General features: G+C 45.7%; 21 protein-coding genes. 9 read left to right on the top strand and 12 right to left on the bottom strand.

Features of this window, described 5'->3' with window-relative positions; genetic code table 11:
• Nucleotides 1-19: 19 nt before the first annotated feature.
• The 3 genes from NFI80_RS13270 to NFI80_RS13260 form a co-directional block, all read right to left on the bottom strand.
• The gene (locus NFI80_RS13270) at nucleotides 20-3,112 is read right to left on the bottom strand and encodes a SusC/RagA family TonB-linked outer membrane protein (protein WP_235157976.1); all 3,093 of its coding nucleotides are present in this window, start codon (nucleotides 3,110-3,112) and stop codon (nucleotides 20-22) included.
• A gap of 130 nt (nucleotides 3,113-3,242) precedes the next feature.
• Nucleotides 3,243-4,019: a glycosyltransferase family 2 protein gene (locus tag NFI80_RS13265; RefSeq protein WP_235157978.1), complete on the bottom strand. Its 777-nt coding sequence runs from the start codon at nucleotides 4,017-4,019 to the stop codon at nucleotides 3,243-3,245.
• Nucleotides 4,012-5,265, bottom strand: coding sequence for a glycosyltransferase family 4 protein (locus NFI80_RS13260; protein ID WP_235162764.1), 1,254 nt, complete (start codon nucleotides 5,263-5,265; stop codon nucleotides 4,012-4,014). The genes NFI80_RS13265 and NFI80_RS13260 overlap by 8 nt, the downstream gene beginning before the upstream one ends.
• Nucleotides 5,266-5,400: 135 nt before the next feature.
• Here NFI80_RS13260 and NFI80_RS13255 point away from each other — a divergent pair, with 135 nt between their 5' ends.
• Nucleotides 5,401-6,309: a class I SAM-dependent methyltransferase gene (locus tag NFI80_RS13255; protein ID WP_235162765.1), complete on the top strand. Its 909-nt coding sequence runs from the start codon at nucleotides 5,401-5,403 to the stop codon at nucleotides 6,307-6,309.
• A 71-nt stretch (nucleotides 6,310-6,380) separates the two neighbouring features.
• On the opposite strand, the gene NFI80_RS13250 is transcribed toward NFI80_RS13255, so the two are convergent.
• Genes NFI80_RS13250 through NFI80_RS13235 form a run of 4 tightly spaced genes read right to left on the bottom strand, consistent with a single transcriptional unit; the run spans nucleotide 6,381 to nucleotide 10,284 of the window.
• Nucleotides 6,381-7,187 (bottom strand): FkbM family methyltransferase, encoded by an 807-nt coding sequence (locus tag NFI80_RS13250; protein WP_235162766.1) that lies wholly within the window; start codon nucleotides 7,185-7,187, stop codon nucleotides 6,381-6,383.
• Between the two features lie 15 nt (nucleotides 7,188-7,202).
• Nucleotides 7,203-8,105: a glycosyltransferase gene (locus tag NFI80_RS13245; RefSeq protein ID WP_235162767.1), complete on the bottom strand. Its 903-nt coding sequence runs from the start codon at nucleotides 8,103-8,105 to the stop codon at nucleotides 7,203-7,205.
• Between the two features lie 2 nt (nucleotides 8,106-8,107).
• A complete protein-coding gene (locus NFI80_RS13240) occupies nucleotides 8,108-8,722 on the bottom strand; it encodes a class I SAM-dependent methyltransferase (RefSeq protein ID WP_235162768.1) in 615 nt (204 codons plus the stop codon).
• A gap of 41 nt (nucleotides 8,723-8,763) precedes the next feature.
• The gene (locus NFI80_RS13235; RefSeq protein WP_235162769.1) at nucleotides 8,764-10,284 is read right to left on the bottom strand and encodes a lipopolysaccharide biosynthesis protein; all 1,521 of its coding nucleotides are present in this window, start codon (nucleotides 10,282-10,284) and stop codon (nucleotides 8,764-8,766) included.
• 123 nt (nucleotides 10,285-10,407) lie between these two features.
• On the opposite strand from NFI80_RS13235, the gene wecB reads away from it, so the two are divergent.
• Nucleotides 10,408-11,541 carry a non-hydrolyzing UDP-N-acetylglucosamine 2-epimerase gene (gene wecB / locus NFI80_RS13230; protein WP_235162770.1) on the top strand — a complete coding sequence of 378 codons (1,134 nt, stop codon included), beginning with the start codon at nucleotides 10,408-10,410 and terminating at the stop codon, nucleotides 11,539-11,541.
• A complete protein-coding gene (locus NFI80_RS13225) occupies nucleotides 11,538-12,182 on the top strand; it encodes an FkbM family methyltransferase (protein ID WP_235162771.1) in 645 nt (214 codons plus the stop codon). Before wecB ends, NFI80_RS13225 begins: the two co-directional genes overlap by 4 nt.
• Here NFI80_RS13225 and NFI80_RS13220 read toward each other — a convergent pair whose 3' ends face one another.
• The gene (locus NFI80_RS13220) at nucleotides 12,183-13,082 is read right to left on the bottom strand and encodes a GNAT family N-acetyltransferase (protein ID WP_235162772.1); all 900 of its coding nucleotides are present in this window, start codon (nucleotides 13,080-13,082) and stop codon (nucleotides 12,183-12,185) included.
• Nucleotides 13,083-13,382: 300 nt separating this feature from the next.
• On the opposite strand from NFI80_RS13220, the gene NFI80_RS13215 reads away from it, so the two are divergent.
• The 3 genes from NFI80_RS13215 to NFI80_RS13205 all read left to right on the top strand — a co-directional run bounded on the left by NFI80_RS13215 (nucleotide 13,383) and on the right by NFI80_RS13205 (nucleotide 15,214).
• Complete coding sequence (locus tag NFI80_RS13215; RefSeq protein WP_233795532.1) at nucleotides 13,383-14,003, top strand: response regulator transcription factor; 621 nt, start codon at nucleotides 13,383-13,385, stop codon at nucleotides 14,001-14,003.
• Nucleotides 14,004-14,119: 116 nt separating this feature from the next.
• Nucleotides 14,120-14,650: an RNA methyltransferase gene (locus NFI80_RS13210; RefSeq protein ID WP_445438749.1), complete on the top strand. Its 531-nt coding sequence runs from the start codon at nucleotides 14,120-14,122 to the stop codon at nucleotides 14,648-14,650.
• A 138-nt stretch (nucleotides 14,651-14,788) separates the two neighbouring features.
• Nucleotides 14,789-15,214, top strand: a complete 426-nt coding sequence (locus NFI80_RS13205; RefSeq protein WP_235162774.1) for a histone H1/H5 family protein, HCT subfamily — start codon at nucleotides 14,789-14,791, stop codon at nucleotides 15,212-15,214.
• Nucleotides 15,215-15,267: 53 nt separating this feature from the next.
• On the opposite strand, the gene pgeF is transcribed toward NFI80_RS13205, so the two are convergent.
• Complete coding sequence (pgeF, locus tag NFI80_RS13200; protein ID WP_235162775.1) at nucleotides 15,268-16,044, bottom strand: peptidoglycan editing factor PgeF; 777 nt, start codon at nucleotides 16,042-16,044, stop codon at nucleotides 15,268-15,270.
• 210 nt (nucleotides 16,045-16,254) lie between these two features.
• Here pgeF and NFI80_RS13195 point away from each other — a divergent pair, with 210 nt between their 5' ends.
• A complete protein-coding gene (locus NFI80_RS13195; protein ID WP_235158059.1) occupies nucleotides 16,255-17,241 on the top strand; it encodes a glycosyltransferase family 2 protein in 987 nt (328 codons plus the stop codon).
• Nucleotides 17,242-17,283: 42 nt separating this feature from the next.
• On the opposite strand, the gene NFI80_RS13190 is transcribed toward NFI80_RS13195, so the two are convergent.
• Complete coding sequence (locus tag NFI80_RS13190; RefSeq protein ID WP_233795537.1) at nucleotides 17,284-17,799, bottom strand: DinB family protein; 516 nt, start codon at nucleotides 17,797-17,799, stop codon at nucleotides 17,284-17,286.
• Nucleotides 17,800-17,891: 92 nt separating this feature from the next.
• Between NFI80_RS13190 and NFI80_RS13185 the strand changes: the two genes are divergently transcribed.
• The gene (locus NFI80_RS13185; protein WP_235158061.1) at nucleotides 17,892-19,121 is read left to right on the top strand and encodes a metallophosphoesterase family protein; all 1,230 of its coding nucleotides are present in this window, start codon (nucleotides 17,892-17,894) and stop codon (nucleotides 19,119-19,121) included.
• Nucleotides 19,122-19,176: 55 nt separating this feature from the next.
• Here the strand turns inward: NFI80_RS13185 and NFI80_RS13180 are convergent, their stop codons facing one another.
• The gene (locus NFI80_RS13180; protein ID WP_233795539.1) at nucleotides 19,177-19,368 is read right to left on the bottom strand and encodes a hypothetical protein; all 192 of its coding nucleotides are present in this window, start codon (nucleotides 19,366-19,368) and stop codon (nucleotides 19,177-19,179) included.
• Between the two features lie 158 nt (nucleotides 19,369-19,526).
• Between NFI80_RS13180 and NFI80_RS13175 the strand changes: the two genes are divergently transcribed.
• Nucleotides 19,527-20,987: a gluconokinase gene (locus NFI80_RS13175; RefSeq protein WP_235162776.1), complete on the top strand. Its 1,461-nt coding sequence runs from the start codon at nucleotides 19,527-19,529 to the stop codon at nucleotides 20,985-20,987.
• A 64-nt stretch (nucleotides 20,988-21,051) separates the two neighbouring features.
• Here NFI80_RS13175 and NFI80_RS13170 read toward each other — a convergent pair whose 3' ends face one another.
• Nucleotides 21,052-23,430, bottom strand: a complete 2,379-nt coding sequence (locus NFI80_RS13170; RefSeq protein WP_235162777.1) for a TonB-dependent siderophore receptor — start codon at nucleotides 23,428-23,430, stop codon at nucleotides 21,052-21,054.
• Nucleotides 23,431-23,443: the final 13 nt, after the last annotated feature.

Here is a 23,443-nt window from a genome sequence, read left to right as displayed (position 1 = left end):
AATAAATGGCTGAATGCAATTAGAAACCAATGTTAACACCGAAGAGCAACGTGCGTGGCTGAGGCGGTGTATAAAAGTCGTTTCCAAGTGCGAATTTCAAATCTCTTACGGGAATATCATCCGTGCTTACTTCGGGGTCCCAGCCTTTGTAATTGGTCCAGGTGGCCAGGTTCATGGCGGATACATACACACGGACACGGTCCATCTTGATCCGGCTCACAATGTTGGAAGGTAGATTGTATCCCAATGTCATGGTTCGCAAGCGTAGGTATGAGCCGTCATAGATGTAACGCGTAGATGCCTCGTTACCATTTCCTTTGTAAAAACGCGCCTCCGGTACATTTGTATCGGTGTTTTGCGGAGTCCAGGAATTAAGCTGATCCACTGTCTGGTTGTCTTCATAGATCCCGTTGGCAGAAGCATATTGGCCAACACCATAAAAATTGATTTTATTTCCGGCAACACCATTCAGGAAAACTGTCAGGTCTAATCCTTTGTAAGAGAATGTGTTGGTGATCCCGCCTACGAATTTAGGGTTTGGATTACCCGCAACTACCCGACGTGCGCTGTTGTAGGAAGAGGTTGTTGATCTGTCAATGTTGCCATTGGCTTCTTCCGTGTTTTTGTAGAATAGCGCATCGCCGTTTGCTTTGTCGACACCAGCATATTCTACGGTGTAAAACACACCCACAGCCTCACCTTCCATCACCCGGCTCATATTGGAAATCCCGCCTTCAATGATTTGTTTCTGGATATTTGTGACCTTGTTTTTGTTATTGGCAATGTTAAATGAAGTGGTCCATTTGAATGCACCCACAATGTTCTGTGTATTCAGCACGAATTCGAAGCCCTTGTTTTCCAGCTTGCCTACATTGGCAACCTGGATAGCAAAGCCCGAAGTTGCTGGAACATTCACTTCCAGTAACAGACCATTGGTTTTTTTGATATAATAATCAATTTCACCATTGATACGGTTGTTGAACAAGCCGAAATCAAGACCTATATCAGCCTGCTTCGTTGTTTCCCATTTCAAATTAGGGTTAGCCAGCTGTGAAGGCCGCTGCCCGGCTGCACCGCCATAACCCGCATCTCCTGAAAACAATCCGAGTTGCGGGAAATCACCGATTTCTGAGTTTCCTGTCGAACCATAGCTTCCTCTCAGTTTAAGGAAGCTCAGCGTATTATTTTCTTTCAAAAAGTTCTCCTCCGTCAGCACCCAGCCTGCGGATACAGAAGGGAAAAACCCATAACGCGAATTCGCTCCAAATCGCGAAGAACCGTCGATACGGGCGCTGGCAGCGAGAAGATATCTTTCAGATAACTTATAATTGAAGCGTAAGAAGTAGGATAGGAAACGATAATTGGTTTCGGTAGAACTTCCGTCCGACTTCGTGGCCGCACTCGCGATCTTTTTGTATGAGTTCGAGGGAAACTGTGTTCCTGCAATGAAGTTTTCTTTCGTTTGGGAATCTTGATAGGACATACCCAATGTTGCGCTAATGCTATGGATGTCAAATACTTTGTCGAAAGTGAAGAAATTATTGGTGTTGTAGTTGGTCACAAACGTGCCGAAGTTTTCGCCCAATCCATTCACCGCCTCGTCCACATTACGCAGGTTCTGGCTTTGGTAATAGCTCTCTTCATTTTGATTTAATAAATCAACACCCAGCTCGGTCCGGAATTTCAGCGAAGGCAGAATGTTGATCTGTGCATAAGCATTGGTAAGGTTCCGGAATGATGTGGCCGTGAAGTTCGAATATTTAACCGAGATCATCGGGTTGAAATATAGGGGCAGGTTCACATCTCCCGGCGGCGTACCAATCGGCAAACCCGTTTCCGGATCTGTAAATGGGGTTAATGGCGTTAATGCAGACATTTGAAGCGGATTCGAGAATGAATTGTCACCCGGCAAGCGCTTGTTCACCGTTCTCGCCAAACCCATTGATAAGCCGACCTGCAACCAGTTGGACGCCTGGTGATCCAGGTTCATGCGTGTTGAAAGCCTGTCCAGCTCATTGCCGATGATGGTTCCTTTCTGATCCAGATATTGACCTGAAAGGAAAAATTTCGTCTTATCATTTCCTCCATTCAGCTGGAAATCAAGCTGCTGCATGCCGCCTTTGGTGAAGGCCTGATCCTGCCAGGGGTAGTTTTTCTGCTGAGGTGTGTTGGCAGTTCCCAAACTATAACGGTTTAGGTTATCCAGGAAATAGGCCGTATTCGACTCCGGATCGCTGGGGTCGTATTCATCTATCCGGTCGCTGTTAAGGGCTGCGGCCGTGTAGAACCTTACGTACTCATCTGCATTCAAAAACTGCACGCGTCGTGTTGCTTCCGAAGATCCCTGCTGATAATTGATACTAACATTCGTTTTTCCCGCCTTACCACGCTTGGTTGTGATCAAAACAACCCCATTAGCAGCCCGGGAACCGTAAATAGAGCCCGCAGAAGCATCTTTCAGGATTTCTATGGATTCGATGTCGTTGGAATTAATGTCGGACAGCGGGTTGGTGGCGCCACCAGTGCTGCTACTCAGATCGGACGTTGTAATGGGCATGCCATCCACCACATACAATGGCTGGCTGCTTGCGCTGATTGATGAATTTCCGCGGATACGGACATTGATCGCCTGGCCTAACTTTCCCGAGCCGCTATTGACATAAACACCCGCCGCACGTCCCTGCAACGCCGCATCCACGCTCGCAACAGGCATATTCTGTATTTCCGTGCCTTTCACCTGCGCAATGTTACCCGTCAGATCGCGCTTGATCTGTGATCCGAAACCCGTCACGACCACTTCGCTCAAACTGCGGGTGTCGGTTGACAGCTTTACATCGATCACACTTCGGCTGCCGACAGTAACTTCCTGCGCAGTTAACCCCACAAAACTGAAAATGATAACAGAACTCGACGAAGGCGCGCTGATCGTGTAGTTTCCATCAGCGTCGGTTTGTGTTCCAATGGTCGATCCTTTGATCTGAACCGTTGCGCCCGGCAGCGGTGCATCGTCACTGTCCGTTGTAACTTTACCGGTAATCTGAACACTCTGCCCATAGACGGACATCCACGTGCTCAGCAAGCATAACATGGCTAATAGTAGATTTTTTTTCATGATTACTAGAAATAATTAGAATAGAAAACATCGAAACAAAAATATGGTTTTCAGTACAATAACAAAATATTGTAACTGGTGTGGCTCAGAAACGACACTATTTATTCTTGTTCAAAAGAGGAGGAAACGCCTACCAATATTTGCCTTTAGACCGGGCAAACTGCGTTCCACGCACAAAAATGCGGATATGATTATACAGAGATGCGGCCAGACCGAAATGTTTTCGTAAAACATAAAATCGGTCAATTAGTGAACGGCGGTGATTTTGTACGGATAGCCCGCCAACCAGATAGCGGCAAAGTGGGTTTTCAATGAACTGAATCCGCTCTGCCCGCTTCAAACATTCAATTTCCCAATCAATGTCTGCGCTGAGGTTGTTAATGTCATAGGGTGGGGCAATGGACTTTTTGGCGATAAACGCCTGATGGCAAACTTTCATACCCAATGCAAAATCCTGCCATTTCAGTTTGCGAGGCAGCGAATGCGGTGTGAATTCGCTCCGCAGACCTATTTCAACGCCATTTTCGCGAACCAGCATTGCATCGCTATAATAGACATCAGCATCTGATCCGAATGCAGAAAAGAGGTTTTTCAGAACATTAGCATCATAAATTTCATCCCCTGCATTTAAGAACCAGACATATTTTCCGCTGGCCAGTGCAAGGCCTTTGTTCATGGCATCATACAAGCCGCGGTCAGGCTCCGAAACAATTTTGGATATAAATGAATGTTTATCAGCGATTTGCAGCGTAGTATCATTGGATTTCCCGTCAATGATCAGATACTCCACAGCCTCCGGAGCGGCCATGTTGCTCAGCGCGTGCCGGGCACTTTGGAGGGTGCGTTCAAGAAATGGTCCGGCATTGTATGTGATCGTAACGATCGTGAGCAGCGGGAAATCATTCATTTGCGAGCAGTGTGTGATATAATTGTTGGTATTGATCCGCTACGACGCGCTCGCTATATGTTTGCAAAACTTTGGAACGTGCCTTACCGGGCAATTCAGCATTGTTTTCAGGATTCAAAATCCACTCGATTCCTTCCGAAAGCGACTGTGCCGAGGCTTGCAATGCAATGTATCCGTTGTCTTGATGGTCGATCATTTCAGGGATGCCACCAGTGGCAAATCCCAGAGCCGGCGTGCCGCAGGACATAGCCTCCATGATCGTATTGGGCAAGTTGTCTTCCAGGGAAGGCACCACGATCATATCAGCCGCATTATAGGCTTCCACCATGGCATTGGGATCCGAAATTTTCCCCAGATAATGGACCGGCACAGGAAACGAAGCCATCACTTCAGGATTTGCTTTTCCAAGCACCAGTATTTCGATATCGCTGGTCGGCAAGCCTTTTTTTTCCAAAGCTTGTCTGAAAAATGTAAAGCCTTTTCGCGGGTCACCAATGTTGGCGCCGGCAAATAGGATCAGTTTTTTTGATTCGGGCAGGTTGAGTTTTCTTCTGATAGCAAGTTTGTCAAAAGGCCTGAACAATTCCGTATCAATGCAGTTGGGGATGCTTAATGATTTTTTAGCTCCCGTTAATGCGGCCTTTTTTACCAGAGAATCCAGCCACTGGCTTGGGGAAACCAGTGCCATCCGGCTCTTTTTATAGATGGAGCGCTTACGCTCAAACTGCGCGAAAGATATGTCGTATGCGTCTGGTTTAGCCAGATAAGGGCAGTAATGACAATGCGTCAGGAAGTTTTCACAACCCCGGCTGTAATGACACCCGCCTGTGAATGTCCACATATCATGCAACGTCCAGACAATTGGTTTACCCAACGCAAAAAGCTTGTCAAGCGAATCCAGGGACAGAAATCCGAAGTTAATCCAATGTAAATGAATGATATCCGCTTCCTGCACCCAGGGATTGTTGGTGATATCGGCACCAATCTCAGCCGGCGAGAACGCAAATCGCACAGATGCATCGCGCTCCTGCGGATAAAAATAAAGCCTCTCGCCAACAAACCGCGCCCAGGCTAGTTTTGACTGCAATGCTGTGCTTGAAAGTCCGCAAACACCCGGCTCTTCGGCCGACAAACCAGACACCAGTAACCTCGACTCTGTGCCTGATTTCAGCAGCGCCCGGTGCAATCGCGTGGCGGCAACGCCTGCTCCTCCTTCCAGGTGAAAATTGCTGAGGTGAAGCACCATTTACTGCGATCGTTGTTTGAAAGTTATAAGAATTGAATGCCCTGCGATTGTAAGAGGGTAAAATTAAATAGTTCTGTGGTTAAATAAATTTTATGCTTAAAAGTATCTTTATCAAAAAATAGTAATCAAGGTAAAATGTCTACGGAAAAGCAAAGCCATGAGGCGCATTCAGGTTGGTATGAGGTGCAGTATGCTACTCAGGAGGCAAAAGACAAGGCGATTGAAAACTGGGAGTACGACGAACAGCACAAAACGATCAATCACTGGATCCACCGCAGGCAGCTGGAATTAACTGCGCCATTTACCCTGGAAAAAAAATCCTGGCTTACCATCGGCGATGGGTATGGTTTCGACGCCAACTACTTTTTCCGCCAGGGCCTGGACACCACTGCCACAGACATCTCCGGCACATTCCTGCCATTATCGCAAGCCAGGGGCTTTTTTGACCATTATTCGGTCGAGAATGTTGAGAAACTGAGCTTTGGCGACGACACTTACGATTACATCTTTTGCAAGGAAGCCTATCACCATTTTCCAAGGCCTTATCTTGGGGTTTATGAAATGCTGCGGGTCGCCAGGGAAGCAGTCATCCTGGTAGAGCCACATGATCCGATCTCAAAAATGCCGTTTTTGTTGGCATTACGGAACATTTTCGATCGTTTTGATACGAAACTGCTTCAAAAATATTGGAAGAACCGCTATTCTTTTGAGGAAGTAGGCAACTATGTTTTCAAGCTTTCGGAGCGGGAAATGGATAAATTAGCGAACGGAATGGGCCTGCCAGCCGTCGCATTCAAAGGCATCAACAACAACTATTACCACCCATCCTACGCCAAAGACAAAGCGGACGATTCGTCCCCCTCATTTCGAAAAATAAAACGGAAACTGGCATTGCACGACTTCCTGACCAAATTCTCGCTCATGCCCTCACAGGTGCTATGCGCCGTGATTTTCAAGAAATTACCTTCACAAAAAGTAATGGAAGCAATGAAACGCGAAGGTTTCCAAATACACATCTTTCCGCCGAACCCTTACGCTAGATAATTTAGGACTTCCTTGAGATCACAATTTGTGATCTCAAGTTTCCAAGAAATGTCAGCTATTTATCAAGCGCCTTACTCCCGCCAGCCGAAAATATTTAGCTGTAAATCCATGACGTCGTTGCCTCGGTAGCGGTAGTTGGTGAAGGGTTTTAGGCGGTGCTGGTTGGTGTCGATGTAATAACGGAAGTTGTTTTCTTCGAAGATGCGGATGATTTCTGCCAGTCCCTGCGGATTGCCGATGTAGGAGTGGAATTCGACAAATAGATTCTGAACATGGCTCAGGGCGTCGCGGCAGTCATTGAGCACTTCTTTCTCAGCGCCTTCAATGTCGATTTTCAGAAAATCAATGCGCTTTTCGGCCAGGAGAAAGTCCCTTAAACGGATTGAAGCGATTTTTTTCTTTTCAGCACTGGAATAAATGGAGGAAGAATCTGCCGATTCGCTCCCAAACCAAATGCCCTCATCATTCATCCAGACGGCCTTATCAATGATCGTAACATCATTAATGTTGTTATTCCTCAGGTTATCACGAAGCAATGCGGCGATTTCAGGTTCCGCTTCGAAGGCCGTAATGTGTGATTTTGGAAAAAGCTTTTTGAAATATAATACACTCATCCCAACATTGGCCCCACAATCGAAAATGACCGGCTCAGGATTTTTTGACTCAAAAAAATAAAACTCATCAGCAAAAATCTCCTTATGCTGCCAGAGAAATGACATTGTATCAGGCACCGTCAGTTTTGAATTTCCAAATTCAACCTGCGTCCGCGTATGCCTGCGACTGTTGCCATATTTCAATAGCAGACCCATAAACTCACGGTTGGTTGAGGTCCGCAAGGCGTTGAAAGGTTCTTTCAGTAAATAGCGCAGCCAATACATATAATTTCTGTTTCGTCAGATCCGGTATTTGATCCGGTTCTTGATCTTTAATGCAAGCGGAAGTTTGTAATAATCCGCAAATGCCTGAATAACCTGATGGTCAGGCACAATGTTCGGGTCGATCCGGATTTTGCTATCGCTTACTTCCGAGCCATAATAGCCCGTTTTGAATGTGAAATTCGTCCCGCTGCCATCTGTGCCAATGTTCCTGATTTTCGAATGCACCGGATATACGCCATATGCATCATTCAGAAACTGGCTGTAAGTCCAGCGGATCGCCCAGGAATCGATGACTTTTCGCTGTTGCTTTACCAGCATGGGCCAAAGATCTTCTCCGCCTGATTTAAACTGTTTTCTTTTAGTTTTATCCTTTTCCAGTTCGTCAAACGTTGTAACGTCCCAATCGGCCTTATTCCATTTGCTCAGCCAGGTTCCCCAGCCCCACGAACTTGCGCGCGGTGCGAGATAAAGGTCTTCCTTATAATGTGCCGGAAACGAGATCGGCGGGCCGTAAGCCGTTACTGAAAAAACGTCTTTCCGCGATTCGAATGCAGTTAACGCCTCATTCATAAAAACCAGGAAATCCGGCGCGGTAAGCATGTCATCTTCCAGCACAATCACCTTTTCAAACTGGTTTAGCACTTCGGTAACGCCTCGGATCACAGAAGCCGCCAAGCCCTTATTTTGCTCTGAATGATGGATCTTAATGTGCTTGAAACCAGTAATTGAGGCTATATAAGTCCTTACATCCGCTACCGGGGTTTCATCGGACTTATTCCGGGGCCCGTCCGAGTAAATAATCAGCTCGCTTTCCGTTGCCAGCATGTTCTGTTGCAGCGCCTCGATCGTTTGCTGCAAATGCGCAGGGCGATTAAAACAAAACAACACGATAGGGGCAAGACTGGCGGGCAAACTCATTGTTAGCTTTTATAAGCATCGATGATCAAAGAAGTATAACCCAGTTTTCCGCCAGCATTACGGCTGTCGTGGTCCGCCGAGCGCCTGATCATACCATCTTCGGGCTTCCAGGGCGACTTGTGAAACCGGCCTTCTTCATCAAAATATTCGAGCAATTTTACTGTAAAACCAACAGCTTCGAGTGAGCGCGACATGATTTGGTAATTGTAGAGCAGCTTATGGTCATCTGCTCCGTTTCCCGTGCCGCCGGGCTTTACATAATTGATGTATTCTTCGCTGGGATTAAAACCATCCGGAACCGCAACTCTCAGAAAACCACCGGGTTTGAGATACGTATGGCAATGTTTGAATGCGAGCTGTCCTTCTTCCAGTGTCAAATGTTCCCAGACGTGCTCGGCCAGGATTTTATCAATTGAATTTTCGTTGAAATATTTTTGCCAATCACTTTCTTTCAGCAAGTTAAGTGTCTCAATATCAGAATGTATCCAGCCTTTGTAAAGCGAGTACATGCTTCCCACGACCATATTGACCGGTTTGGTCGGATCGTAAGTGGTCAATTGATATAAACTATATGGCTGTTTGAGAACGCCGGCAATTATTTTTTCCTTTAACGACATCAGAAATGGATCTGTTTTAATGCTTCAAAGATAGCGGTCTCTTATTTTATCCTCAGAATACTTGTCTTAATTAATTTCCAGCCACTTCCGAAGCCCGCCGAAATGTCCTCTGATACATTCCAGATCAGGATTCCGCCACCAAAAATCACTGTAACAATAACCGAACGGGCCAGAATGATCATTACGGTGGAAATCAGGTCATCAGATTCGGGAAACGGCATGTAGTGAGCGACCAGATAGGCAACAGTCCCCAGCAATATTACCTTGAATGTTCCCAATGTAAAGGGTTGTATGCCAAGTTTTTGTCTGATAAAAAACAATTTGACAAAATTATAAATGACCGTGGAGAAAAGCGCAGCGGCAGCCGCACCATTGAAGCCGTACAGCGGGATCAGGAACTGGCTGCTGAATAAGATCAGGATCGTGAAAAACAGCATGAAAACAATGTCGTAGCGATAGTATTTCGAATTGGTCAGGATTTCCGTATTCAGGCCGGTCATCATATCAACGATTCGGGAAATGCCGACCATTAACACGACCCATTTGCCTTGTGAGTAAATATCTGATTTTGGAATAATACCAAAAATAGCATCAATGTTGGTCCATATGCCCAGGAACAGGAAGGAGCCGATAATGAAGAGGTTAAGCGAGGATTTTTTATAGATCGTGTCAATGTGCGCAATGTCGTTGCGCGTATAAGCTTCTGAAATAATCGGCGCGCTTATCATCACAATGGCATTTCTGGGAATGGAAATGACCAGTGCTATCCGCGAGGCAATGTCGAAAATGGCAGTGCTGCCCAGACCGCCTTTGAATGCGGGTAAAAGGACTTTTTCAATATGCGGAAGCAATGCGGCACTGGCCCCTCCAAGCAAAACCCAGAGCCCGTAACGATACATTTCCTTGAACGCAGGGTGTTTTACAAAGCCAAAATCCAGCCTGGTATAAAGGCGTTTTTGCAGGTGCAGATAGATCAGCATGGCCGCAATGGCAAGTCCGTAGCTCAGCACGGTAAGGTTCACCATCGTGTCAAAAGTGATGATTTTATAACCAAACATGATGACCACCGCGCTGTTAAAAAGCCGTAACCCAACCTCGCGGATGAGGGAAGGAACCGCTATACGTAAGTTTATTCTTGAATAAGATTCCAACGCCAGCAGATAAACCATTCCTACGGTGAGCGGGATAAAAACGTAATAATACTTGACCAGCATAGGAGAATGGTCAAGGTAAAATTTGAGATAAAGCGGCTTGAAAAGCAGATATAGCACCACAAAAGCGGCCAGACCGACCAATGGCGTAATGATGATAAATGTAAAAAGCTGCCTCCGTGACTCGTGATCCTGGAACCGGCTATGAAACCGCACGGCAACCGACGGAACTCCCAAAAGCGCAAAGGACATGTAAATAACTGGGAAAGTCAGCAGGGTGGAAGCGTACAAACCCAATTGTTCCTGGGTCAGAAACTGGTTATAGAGGATGAGGATGTTAAAAATGCCGATGACAACCCCGACGTAAGAAACGATTGAACTTTTAAAACCCTGACGTACAATTATCCCCATGAAGGTGCAATGATTACAAGGCAAAATTAAGACAAAAACCAGAAGATAGCCTAACCGCGAAGCCCGATTAGTTCCTCTGAATGTTTGTAATAACTTTGCTTCCTTAATTAAACACACTATTTCTTGAAAGTAATCAATATCGTTGGGGCACGTCCCAATTTTATGAAAGTCGCGCCGCTGCACCGCGCTTTCACACTCTTTCCGGATATCAATTCCCTGATCGTCCACACCGGCCAGCATTATGATTTCCGGATGTCCGGCATCTTTTTCGAACAGCTTCAACTTCCCGAACCGGATTATTTTTTAGGCGTAAGCAATGGTTCGCAAGCGCAGCAAACGGCAGCGATAATGGTTGCATTTGAAAAGGTGCTCCTTATCGAAAAGCCGGACATTGTGCTGGTCGTGGGCGATGTAAATTCTACGCTGGCTTGCGCACTGGTGGCAGTAAAAATGCACATTCCCGTAGTTCATGTGGAAGCGGGGCTGAGGAGCGGCGACAGGAAAATGCCCGAAGAGATTAACCGGATTGTCACCGATGCCATTGCAGATCAGCTTTTTGTAACGGAGAAGTCGGCGGTTTGTAATCTTTTAAGAGAAAATATTTCGCCTGAAAAGATTCACTTCGTCGGCAATGTAATGATCGATTCGCTGCTGCATTGTTTGAATCAGGTTACCGAAGATGCGCGGCAACGTGTAAGGCAAAACGAATATATCTTAATGACCATGCACAGACCAGCTAATGTGGATAATGCGGTGGTAATGCTCGAAATCGCAAACATGATCAGAAGATTATCGGCATTGCATCCCATTATCTTCCCAATCCACCCGCGTACATTGAAGAGCCTTGAAGCGCAAGGGTTATTGCATGATTTGAAAAAAATCAAAAATCTGGAAATTACTGAACCTCAGGGTCACAGGGAGTTTTTAACATTGATTAACAACGCGTCTCTTGTCATCACCGATTCGGGCGGCATTCAGGAGGAGACGACGTTTCTGAAAGTGCCTTGCATTACATTAAGAGATAGCACCGAGCGTCCGATCACTGTTGAAGCCGGCACAAATCATCTGCTGCCCGACTGGAATGCGCAATCCGTGGTGGAACTGGCCAGAAAGATAATGGGGGGACATTGTAAAAAAGGACAGATCCCGGAATTATGGGATGGTTGCGCAGCAGATCGCATCGTGACAATTCTGCGAGAAAAGTACATTAATTCGTACGTTTGTGCCGGTAAGCGTCAACCGTCGGATTTGAAATGATTAAAAAAATAAAAAACAACACCTGGGATCTGCTTAATGGGATCGGCCTGGGTGGCAGTGTGCAGCTTTTTCTGGACGGTGCTTTGAAGCAGTACGGCTGGTTCAGAAGTTTTCATACCAAACAATCCGTTGACGCAAATGGTGATCCGCTTCCCTGGTATACATATCCATTTATATTGTTTTTGAAACCGCGTTTGAAGCCTGATTTCGTGGTTTTTGAATATGGTTCCGGAAATTCCACCCGCTGGTATGGTGCCCGCGTGAAGCAAATTACGGCTGTGGAACACGATGCGGAATGGATCAAGCTTATAAAGCCAAAGCTTCCCGGCAATGCAAAAGTTATCGAAAAACCGCTGGGCGAGTCTTACATTCAGGCGGTTAAGGATGCTGGTGAGCGTTATAACATTATCATTGTTGACGGACGCAACAGGGTAAAGTGTGCCAACTTTGCAGTCGATTATCTGACCAATGATGGCGTCCTGATCCTGGACAATTCGGAACGTGAGTGGTATCAGAAAGCGAAGGAATATTTGAAAGAAAGAGGTTTCCGAAGACTGGATTTCATTGGTATGGCGCCAATTGTAGGCATCGAAACGTGCACGAGCGTGTTTTACCGGGATGGTAACTGTTTGGGCATCTGATCAGCGGAAAGTTATTTCATAAGTCATTTTCAAACATTCTTTCCCACCAATATTTTTCTTGAACCTGCTAAGCGAAGGCTTGTGGACCCCATTGCCATCCAGCGAAATGCCCAGGTCTAATATCCTGATGTTTTCCCGCTGACAATGTTGGTAAACGCGATCCATTAACATGACTACCGGGCTGTAAACGCGGTATTCAGGTAAATCCCCGCACAAAAAATTATAAAGTATATGATCGTTAACCCGCACCGTCAGGGTAAGGGCGATGATCTTTTCCTGGTCAACAACCGTAAAAATCTGATATGCTTCGGGAAATTTGTGTTTCAATATTTCAATTTGAGATAATGTTAACGGCATGCGGTAACCATTACTTTCACGGCAGTGTGCCAGGAATTCATAAGTAACCTGGGATGAAATTTCATGCGCTGGCCCAGCTCTGAATCCCGCAAGAACAGCTTTTTTGAGTTTTCGTTTTTCAGCCGGCCTGATGTGAGCAATGAAGTCATCGCCATCCACATTAATATAACTATTAACGCAGGCCTGAACGGGGATAAGTCCAGTATATAGATAAGCGTCGTGTAATAAGCGTTGTTGATCAGCTTCATAGCAGCATGGAGCAGTTTTAATCGTCAGCTGTTTTCCTGAGCGATCATTGATCCACTTTTTAATACAATTTATAAAAAAGACAATCTCGCTTTCCTGGCAATCCGTACCGCATTGAATGCCGCCAAATGGAGCGTTAGGAGGCGAAATCCAGCTGCTATCAGGCATTTCTATACATTGAAAAATGGCTATGACATGCGGAGGATCCTGGCGGAGCAGGGAGAATTCATATATCTGACCGACAGTCTGGGTTGATAAATGCTCCGGTTCCAGATATAAAAAAGGCAGAAAAGCCAATGTCTTTGAAAAGTGGCTTTTTCCAATATCCAGACAAACTTCCAGTTTATCTGTTTTTCCTAAATAGTGTGTGTTGTGAGAAATAATCTGAAAGCTAAACGACTAATTAGTAGTATGTAACTGATGGTTTACTTTTAAGTAGGCCCTCAGGAGACTATTTTATTCAAAATTGTTAAAAATTGAGATACTAATTTGATATTTTTTATGTTTAATACAATGCTGATTGCTATTTTTGTTGATTCCCTGGTTTTTATAGACTGGCACCTGCATTTTTTTAATTAATTGGACTCAAACCCGTACATGAAACACATACTTATTGCCGAAGATCATGCAGTAGTGAGAATAGGCACCAAACACCTCCTCAAATCACTGATACCGGACTCAACTATTTCGGACGTAGACGATTTTGACAAGATACTTCAGGAGATTGAAGTGAAATCGTACGATCTTCTGATCCTCGATATCAACATTCCTGGCGGGAACACGACGAAAATGGTTGAAACCATCCGTCAAAAATCTCCCGGCATAAGGATATTGATGTTTTCAAGCTATGACGAACAGCAATACGGTTTAATGTATCTCCAAGCCGGTGCGGACGGTTATTTATCGAAGGACGCGCCTGAGGAAGAGTTTAAAACAGCCGTTATGAGCGTTTTGAATAATAAAAAATACATGAGCGAAGATATGCAGCAAATGAATATCAACAGGCTCATCAATCCAAGAGAGTTTCTTCCGGACCCGATCGTAAGTCTTTCGCCACGCGAAACGGACGTAATGAATCTTTTGAAAGAAGGATTAGGAACCGCTAAAATAGCTGAAAAACTCAACCTACAGCTCTCAACCGTTAGTACTTACAAAGCTAGGATTTTTGAGAAACTGGGTGTTAAAAACATCGTTGAACTGATCACGAAGATCAAATAATTGACTCAGAAAAAAGATTGAACCCTGCACTTGGCCGTGCGGGGTTTTTTTGTGGGGTTTGAAAAATTAATTTGCTTCTTTCCCGTACGTTTGCCGAAACATCAATGAAAACGCGGATGCGCAAGTTGCAGATTGAAGAAATGGGCCGGTTGACGGTTGAAGAATTTAAGGAATCGGAGAAATTCCCATTTGTTATTGTCCTTGATAACATCAGGAGCCTGGCCAACATTGGCTCCTTTTTTAGAACAGCAGATGCTTTTCGGGCTCAGAAGATCATTTTATGTGGTTATACCCAAAGTCCCCCGCACAGGGAAATTACCAGGAGCGCCATTGGTGCCGAGTTGTCGGTGGATTGGGAAAAGAACGATAGCGCCGAAGATGCGGTGAAACTGTTGAAGGCTCAGGGTTATGAAGTGTGGTGTGTGGAGCAGGCGGAAGGGAGCGTAATGTTGCAAAATTTTGCTCCGAACATGGAGAAGCCGTGCGCATTTGTGTTTGGAAATGAGGTAGAAGGCGTCGCGGATAATGTTATTGCCGCTGCCGACGGCTGCCTGGAAATCCCGCAGTTTGGAACAAAACATTCCTTTAATGTGTCTGTATCCGCTGGAATCGTGCTCTGGGAATTTGTAAGCAAAAAGATAACATAAATATAATACGAGATATTTGGTGTTTATCGCTTAATAAGCATTAATTGCAGGTTATAAATGCAATGATATATCCTCACGTTCACAGGCCGTTTGCTTGTTCAACCGGGTAGAAACTTTACCAGAATTTAAAACTACATTATGAAATCTGCTACAAAAAAATTATCGACCGAAATTGCAGAAACGCTTTCCGGCAAAATCGCTGCAGTTTCTGCAGGTTCCAAGAAAATAAAGAAGTCTATCGAAAAGGCGGCTGAAAAACTGGCTAAGAAAGTAGCAAAGTTTGAGAAGGAAACTGCCAAAAAACAGGCTAAGGATGCTAAGAATGAAGAGAAAAAGCTGAAATCGAAAGACAAAGGTAAAAAGGAAGGCAAGAAAGAAAAGGCTGCTAAGGTTGCTGCGCTCGTTGCCGCTGCATCCACAAAAGCTGCTGTTGCCGCTCCTGCTAAACCGATCGCTGTAAAAGCAACCAATGCTAAGCCAGCCGTTGGCCGCGCTGCTTCGAGACCAACTACCCAATCTTCATCGGAAACGGAAAATCCGGTTGTAGAAACACCAGCTCAATAAAAATACATGGAAGTAAAAGAAAGACAGCATCCCAGGATGCTGTCTTTCTGCTTTTAGCCTCGGTCGGTCATTCCGATCGTCGCCAGTAACCTTCCTGTAAAACCTTTTTCCAAGCGGTAGGAAAAGTAATCTTCGTTGTTGAGCACCGTCGAGAAAGGGGAGACTTCTATGTTCTCCTCAGACAGCCCTGATGCCAGGAGCTGGTCGCGGTTGCTCGCTTTCAAATCCACAAAATACTTCTGTTTTTCAGAATCAAAGCGTTTATATTTTCCTTCAAAATGTTCAGAAACGTCTTCGCCGACTTCAAATGAACAATCATCAATGCATGTGCCAATGTAAGCGACGCAATTCGCCGGGTCTGCGCCGAACTCTGCTTGGAGCATAGCGATGGTTTTAGCTGCAATGCCTTTTACGGTTCCGCGCCAACCTGCATGGATAGCAGCAACACTCCTGGTTACCGGATCAAAGATCAGGAGCGGGGTGCAGTCCGCGATCGTTACTGCTAGCTGAATGTTCGTTTTGTTGGTAATAAGCGCATCGTAACCATCAAACCGGCCTGGATTTTCGACATTTAAAATTTTATCATCATGCACCTGATGCGACTTGGCAACGGTTTCAAACGGAACATTTAATGCATTGAAAAAGCGAATGTTGTTTTCCGCCACGTCCGCAGGATCGTCTTGCGAGCCGCCCAGGTTCAATGATGAATAAGGTGCTTTGCTTACGCCACCGTGCCTGGTGCTTTCCGCAGCGATAAGGCCGGCGAATCCGGAAAATATATGCGGGGCCCTGAAAAGGGGCATGCTAATGTTGGTTTCTGTTGAAGACATGAAGAAAATGGTCGTGGTCAAACTTTCACAAATGTAGATTATAGCAAATTAATGTTGGGTAACGGAATTTATTTCACCGGGTTATAAGTTTAGTGTCTGTACTGACGAGCTGAAACAGTGGCAATCTCCGCCGGAAAATATCATGATTCGGGTAAAACGGGAATAAAAAATTAAATTTACAGCCAGACGTGCATCAATTGACTAATGAATATGATAAAAGTGAGTGTGTGTGTTGTCACTTACAACCACGAAAAGTTTGTAGCCCAAATGCTGGATTCGATTTTAATGCAGCAAACTACATTTCCTTTTGAGATTGTTGTAGGGGACGATTGCTCCAAGGATAATACGGCCGCTATATTAAAGGATTACCAGCAACGGTTTCCAGATAAGATCAGGCTTTTGCTGCATCCGAAAAACATGGGGCTTAATGGTAAATTCAATGCACTTGCCACATTCGCAGCCGCCAAAGGCGAATACATAGCGCAATTTGACGGCGACGATTACCTGATTTCTCCGCATAAGCTTCAAAAACAAGTGGAAATGATGGACGCAAATCCGCATTACTCGGCTTGTTACCATAACGCCCGCGTGATTTTTGACGACAATGCAGCGCCGCCTTATCTGGTAAATACGCTTTCAAAACCGGAAATAACCGTGGAGGACCTGGTAGGAGAGGACGAGCTTTGTTTCATCGCGACGTCCAGCTTAATGTTCCGTCGGGAGGATTTTGCCAAACATCCTGATCCTGAGTGGACCAACCTTTCAACCAGCGGCGATATTCCCAGAAATATCATGTTCGCCACCCGTGGCCCTATCGGCTATATCGACGAAGTGATGTCGGTTTACAGGAAAAACAGGGGAGGGGCAAGCTTTGCGGATAACCATTATGGTGCCGATTTCCTTTTCAACCGTATTCAGCTTTATTCCAATATTAATAAGGAGCTGGGCTATAAATACGATGATAAGTTGAAGAAGAACATTGCCACTTACTATTATAAGTTGCTGTTTTCGAAGGAATATGGCAAAACTTACTGGCCAAGATTGAAGTATGCGCTGAAATATCTGGCTGATGGAGATCCTTCACCGCAGCGAAGGAAGGAAGTGATCCGCGACTTTGTTATACCACCCGCGTTTATGAAATTATACAGCTTCTTTGCATTGAACCTTTATAATATCAAGTCAAAAGCAAAGGCTTGAAGCAAAACAAAAATGGGATCTCGTCGATCCCATTTTTGTTGACTAGAATAACATTTCTTTTGGAGGCGTCGCGCCTTTCATACGGATGTAAGGCGTTGTCTGTCCGCGGTGGTGTGTTTGATGCTCAAATGCTTTTTCGAATGCAACACCCGCTTTCATATCCATTCCGAATACTTTCACGTCTTTCGCAAGGTCTGCTTCGGTCATGCCTTTCAATGTGTTGATAACAAAATCATAGCTTTCCATAACCGCCTTAGAAACAGCAGCTTTCGATTGATCTGTCATTTTTTCTGCTGAACCCTCAAACGGACTTTTTTTACCGGATGCGGCCGAAACAAATGCAAAATTAGCATCTGCAATATGGTCCATCTGGGCCGCAAATGAGCGGATTTCAGGTGTGGGCTTGAAAGCATAACCTTCTTCCGGCATTGCATCCAGATATTGTTGGGTGTATTTTTTTGCTCTTTCCCAGTCAGCAACCTGCTTGGCGATCATCGTTTGTGCAAATGCAGCACTCGCCGCAAAAAAGAACATAAGAGTAAAAGTCAATTTTTTCATTTGAGTCTGTGTTTATGGTGGTTTAATTTTTTTGGGAAAGGTAATCAATAATCATTTTATTTACCGGTTAACATCCGAATATCGAATTACATATGCCCGAGTCAGCAGAAGACCGAACCAAAAAGTATCTGGACCTTGGTCACAGCGAAGCCGAAAATCATGCAAAAACCCAACTTGAACTTTACGAAAAGCACGTTAAGGATACATCCAGTGCAACCAATGTTGTTTCTAACTTCTTCAAAACCAATCTGCTGGGTTTTGCCTGGCATTATCTGAAAAGTCGTTTCGGGCCGCGGCATCCTTACCAGGCTTATCCGAGGAATGGTGATACGGGCGTTTACAAGTTAAATTCTTCTATTCCGTCGAGGGATGAAATAAGCATTGCATTGCTGTCTGATTGGGCCAGCGATACGGCGGAGTCAGATGCAGTCGCGCATTTGGTTGCCCGCTACGCGCCTGATTATACGATACATATGGGCGATATTTACTTCGTAGGTGCGCCAAAAGAGATTGAAGATAATTTTACCGCTCCGCACGCTTCCTGGTATTATGGGGCGTCGGGAAGTTTGGCTTTATCGGGCAATCATGAGATGTATTCCAATGGAAATGCCTTTTTCCAGCACCTGCTGCCTGCTATGTACATTCAGGAAGGCGATGTGAAAAAATCGCAACAAGCCGGGTTCTTTTGTCTCGAAAACGAACATTGGCGCATCATAGGGATTGATACGGGTTATACTTCCGTCGGCAGGCCGTTTGTAGAGATCCTTTCGCCGCCCGATTGTCATTTGAAAGATGAACAGGTGGCGTGGCTCAGGGATGTTGTTCAGCTGGGTAACCCGGAGGACAAGCGCGGGATCATTTTCCTGAGCCATCATCCTTATATATCATCATTCAGGGAAGATTATGCGAAGCCAGGCGAACAGATCCGGGAGCTGATGGGTAATGTAACACGTCCCGTTGTGTGGTTCTGGGGGCATGATCACAGGCTGGTTGTGTACAATGTTGGTACTAACGGAAAAGGTCCCCAGGCTTATGGGCGTTGCATCGGTCACGGTGGCTTACCCGTTGAAACGGCGATGCCTGTTGGGAAGGACCTCGAAAAAATAGGTTATTATGACCGCAGGGTGCGGAAAGTGATAAAAAGACATCAGATCGGTTACAATGGCTTTGTCCGATTGCTGCTGAAAGGCAATGTCGTTACCGCAGACTATCGCGACTTGGAGGATCAATGTGTGTTTGAAGAATCCTGGACGTCGGACATGACAAACGGCCAGTTGGAATGGAAAATATTACAATCCATGCCCGAAATGGCCGTTCGTTGAAACGTTTTTGAAACGATTAATCAGCTTGAATCAGCGATTGATCAGCTCAGAAATATCAGTGGTGATCGTCGCCGTGGTGGCTGTTATCTCTGTAAAAAGCTGCGAATGTTATAACAAGTCCGATTGTTCCCAAAATAAAGGTAAACAGATCAGCAAGTACAGCCAGCACCAGGAACAGAATGATAAATGCTGCAACGTAAACTCCGCTGGAAAGTGAACTGGATTCGTTATGTGTTGTATCGGACATGGTCGGATGTATAAAAATCTTAATGCGTTTATTTCTGCGAAAATAACAAATCCGTGCCAAGTTGTTGGCAAGATTTCAGATTTTTTGATTTGTTTTAATTAAATAATCGGGCTGCCTGACTGGGTTTTAGCCCGTCAATGCCTTCTAAATTTAACAAAATGCCCTACATCATAGGTTGTGATATTGGTACAACAAATGTAAAATGCGTCGCTTTCGATTCCGTGAAAGGCAACATTCTGGCCTCACACAGTGAAAGTTATGAAATGTACCATCCGCACCCGGACTGGAGTGAGCAGAACCCGGATGAAATTTATGATGCGGCCTGCAAAACCATCAAAACCGTTGTGAAAGCTTGCGCGGGGCGGCACAAATTGCTGGGCATCAGTTTCAGTGCAGCCATGCATGGTGTGCTGGCATTGGATAAGGACGGAAAGCAGCTTACGCAACTCATCATTTGGGCCGATAACCGCAGCTCCGACATTGCGCTCAAACTACGCACTTCCAGGGTCGGAAAAAAAATCTATTACAACAACGGAACGCCTGTTCACGCCATGGCGCCGGTGTGTAAGTTACTCTGGCTCAAAAAGCATGAGCCGCAAATCTATAAAAAGGCAAACCGTTTTGTCGGCATTAAGGAATACATTATTTATCGGTTGACGGGCAAATTTGTCATTGACTACTCGGTCGCTTCTGCCACAGGAATGTTCAATATCCGGGAATTGCAATGGGATGCTTACACACTCAAAAAGCTGGGTTTGACGGCTGAGAAATTATCCACCGCAGTTTCTCCGTATCACATTGAAGAAACGCCCGCGAAAAACGATGCGGGTTTACCAGGAGGAACCGCGCTGATCATGGGCGCCAGCGATGGCTGCCTGGCCAACTTGGGCAGCGGAGCGGTTCAGACGGGCTCCATGGCCGTTACCATCGGCACTAGCGCAGCGGTAAGAATTTGTTTTGATAAACCCTACTCAGATCCCCAGATGCAGACTTTCTGCTATGTCCTGGATGAGCATACATTCATTATAGGAGGTCCTTCCAATAATGGGGCTGTCATTTTTGAATGGTTAATGAATACATTTTTCCCAAAAGAGGAATTTGACACGGTTTTTGAAGAAGCTTCGAAAATAGATGCAGGCGCTAACGGACTGCTTTTCTACCCTTATCTGCTGGGCGAGCGCGCGCCGCTTTGGAGTTCTACCGTGCGCGGCGGCTTCACCGGACTCGATATTCAGCACACGCGGTCACATTTCGCCAAGGCAGTTATGGAAGGCATTCTACTCAATCTCTTCGGAATTGGTAAAATCCTGATGGAAATGCAAAAGGTTAATGTGATCTACGCCAACGGCGGTTTTGCGCGCAGCCCGATCTGGGTGCAAATGCTTTCGGATATTTTTGGAAAGGAAGTAAAATTGAATGAAACAGTCGAAACCGGTGCGGTGGGTGCTGCTATGATGGGGCTTAAAGCGCTTGGCATCTTCGAACATTATGCCGATATGAAGGCATTTACAACTGTCGGGCAGGAGTTTGATCCAAATGGAAAAGTGCATGTAACTTATGAAGCGCTGAGTGATAAATTTAAAAAAGGGGCAAGGTTAATGCTGGCGCATGCCGTCTGAAAACAAAAAAAGGCATTCAGCATATGATCGCTGAATGCCCGGAAAATATGTTGAATAAATGTTCTCAGAACTTATAAGCTAGCCCCAAACGATAGTTCCTTGGCGCTTCTGACTGTGTGTAGTAGGCATTGATATAACTCTCGAAACTTCCGCTGTACAGATATTTATCAAGCACATTGAACACGTTCAATGTCAGTCTGATTTTGTCTTTCTCCCAGAAAAGTCCACCGTCCAGCTTGAAGTAATTCGGCAGGTTCTGTTTGTCATTCGTGAGGCTCCATGTAGCCGTAGCGCGGTCCGCCAGATACGTAAAACCACCGGACACGCCGAGCCCTTTAGCTGCGCCTTGCTGTAATGTGTAGCTTAGCCAGCCGTTTGCCGTGTGCTTGGCAAACCCCGGGATTACGTCGCCAACAGTAAATGTCTGGACGCCCTCGTTCACTTTCGATACTTCCGAATTGGTATAGGCGTAGTTTGCCGTCAGATTAAGTCCTTTTACAATGGATCCGCGAAGGTCGAATTCTACTCCCTGGGCACGCTTTTGACCAAACACAACACTAATTCCTGAGTTGTTCGGGCTGAATGGATCTGGTGTCAGCTCATTGCTTTTGACAATCCGGTAAACCGAGACGGTTGTGTTCCAGCGTCCCTCCGCCCAATCTCTTTTCACCCCAAGTTCACGGTTGCTTCCGGTAATGGGTTTGGCATTGCCGCCACCTCTGATCCTTCCGGATTGCGGTAAAAATGCTTCATCATATAACGCATACACCGAAGTGTTTTTATCAATTGAAATACTTAATCCAACTCTCGGCGTGAAATGGCTGGCTTTATCCGGCGCACCGCCCCACGACGACTGGCTCACGTGCGTGTAACGCCCGGCCAATGTCAGCCTGATCTTGTTATCAATGAAACCAAGTTCATCCTGCAAGTAGATTCCAGTGTATTTCTGGTCCATGGTTCCACCACCGTTTACAGCTCTTGCTTCCAGGTTCAGCGAGCGGTCCCACACCGGGTAACCATTGTTGGGCGTTGAATAATATGGATTTTTTGGGTCAAACAGCGCGCCTAGTGTATCCAGCGCGTGCGTCTGCGACCAGTCTGCAAAATAGTTTTTTGTCCCAATGTCGATCCCGCCCAATATGCGGTGCTGCACGCCGCCGGTCGTTACCGAACCATTAATAAACGTTTGTGCAAGTGTCATTTCACTTTTTGCATCCCATATCCCCACGCTCCTTACCATTCGAGCATCCTCGCTGATGGAATCCGGCCACATGCTGGACCCTTTTTGATTATAGTTGAAATAACCGACTTGCGCTGTCAGCTTCCAGTCGCTGTTGATTTGGTGTTGCAGGTTTACAAAAAGGCTTTGATCTTTGATTTTCGTGGGATCCAGTCCCGGAGGCATAGCCGTGAAATTTCTTGGCAATGTCGCGTAACCGTCTGTCGTGAACGCGTAATAGGAGCCAACATCCGACATTTTTGCATATTGCATGGTGTATTCCGCCGTCAGTTTCGTCTTATCATCGATCTGGTAGGAAATGACCGGGGCAATGCTGTAACGGTTGTTATATTCGTAAGGGCGGTGCGAGTTTTTATTCTGTCCGGCCAGGTTCAGGCGGTAAAGCAGTTTTCCGCTTTTATCCAGTTTTCCGTCCAGGTCCAATGTTGCGCGGTAAAAGTCAAAGCTGCCCATTGTCAGCGACACTTCACCTTTTGTTTCACCAGTTGGTTTTTTGGTAACCACATTATAGAGGCCGCTAGGATCACCATTTGCCAGCATAAATCCAGCAGGGCCTTTTACAAATTCAATGTGGTCCACAAAGCTCATATCCTCGGTAAGCGGTCCCCAGAATGAGCTGACAACATTAAACCCATTGCGAAAAGCCTGGATCTGCGAGCCGCGCATGGTAATGTTGGCGTACAGATCGCCCCAGTGTTCCAGGCGGGTAGCACCGCTTACATTCCGGATCAAACCGTCGCTCATGCTGATGATCTGCTGATCGGCCAAAACTTTGGAGGTTACAACCTGTACATTCTGAGGTGTTTCCAAAATAGGAGTAAGCAATTTCAAGCTCGAAGAGACTTGGTCAGATTTGTAAGGGTTTCCACCTTTTACAATCACTTCCGACAGTTGGTTAGCACTTTCCGAAAGCGTGAATGCAACATTCACCGTTTCGCCGGCAACCACTTCCACCGATTTTTCCTGCGTTTCCAGTCCTACGAAGCTTAACAGCAGGGTATAATTGCCTGGTTTCACTCTTTCGATCACAAATTTTCCTTCTGCATCGGAAACGGAGCCTTTGGAACTTCCCTTAATGCCGACCGAAACCTGTTCCGCAGGTTGGCTGTCAGAGCTGAGTATCTGGCCTGTAATTCTGCCGTTTTGTGCGAATGCAGCAGTTGCACAAAGTATAAACAGGATAAAAGCGTAAAATCTTTGCATTGTATTTAAAATT

This window comes from Dyadobacter chenhuakuii, assembly GCF_023821985.2.
Taxonomy (GTDB): domain Bacteria; phylum Bacteroidota; class Bacteroidia; order Cytophagales; family Spirosomataceae; genus Dyadobacter; species Dyadobacter chenhuakuii.
Note: the sequence above shows the minus strand (reverse complement) of the source record. Positions and strands in the feature narration are given on the sequence as shown.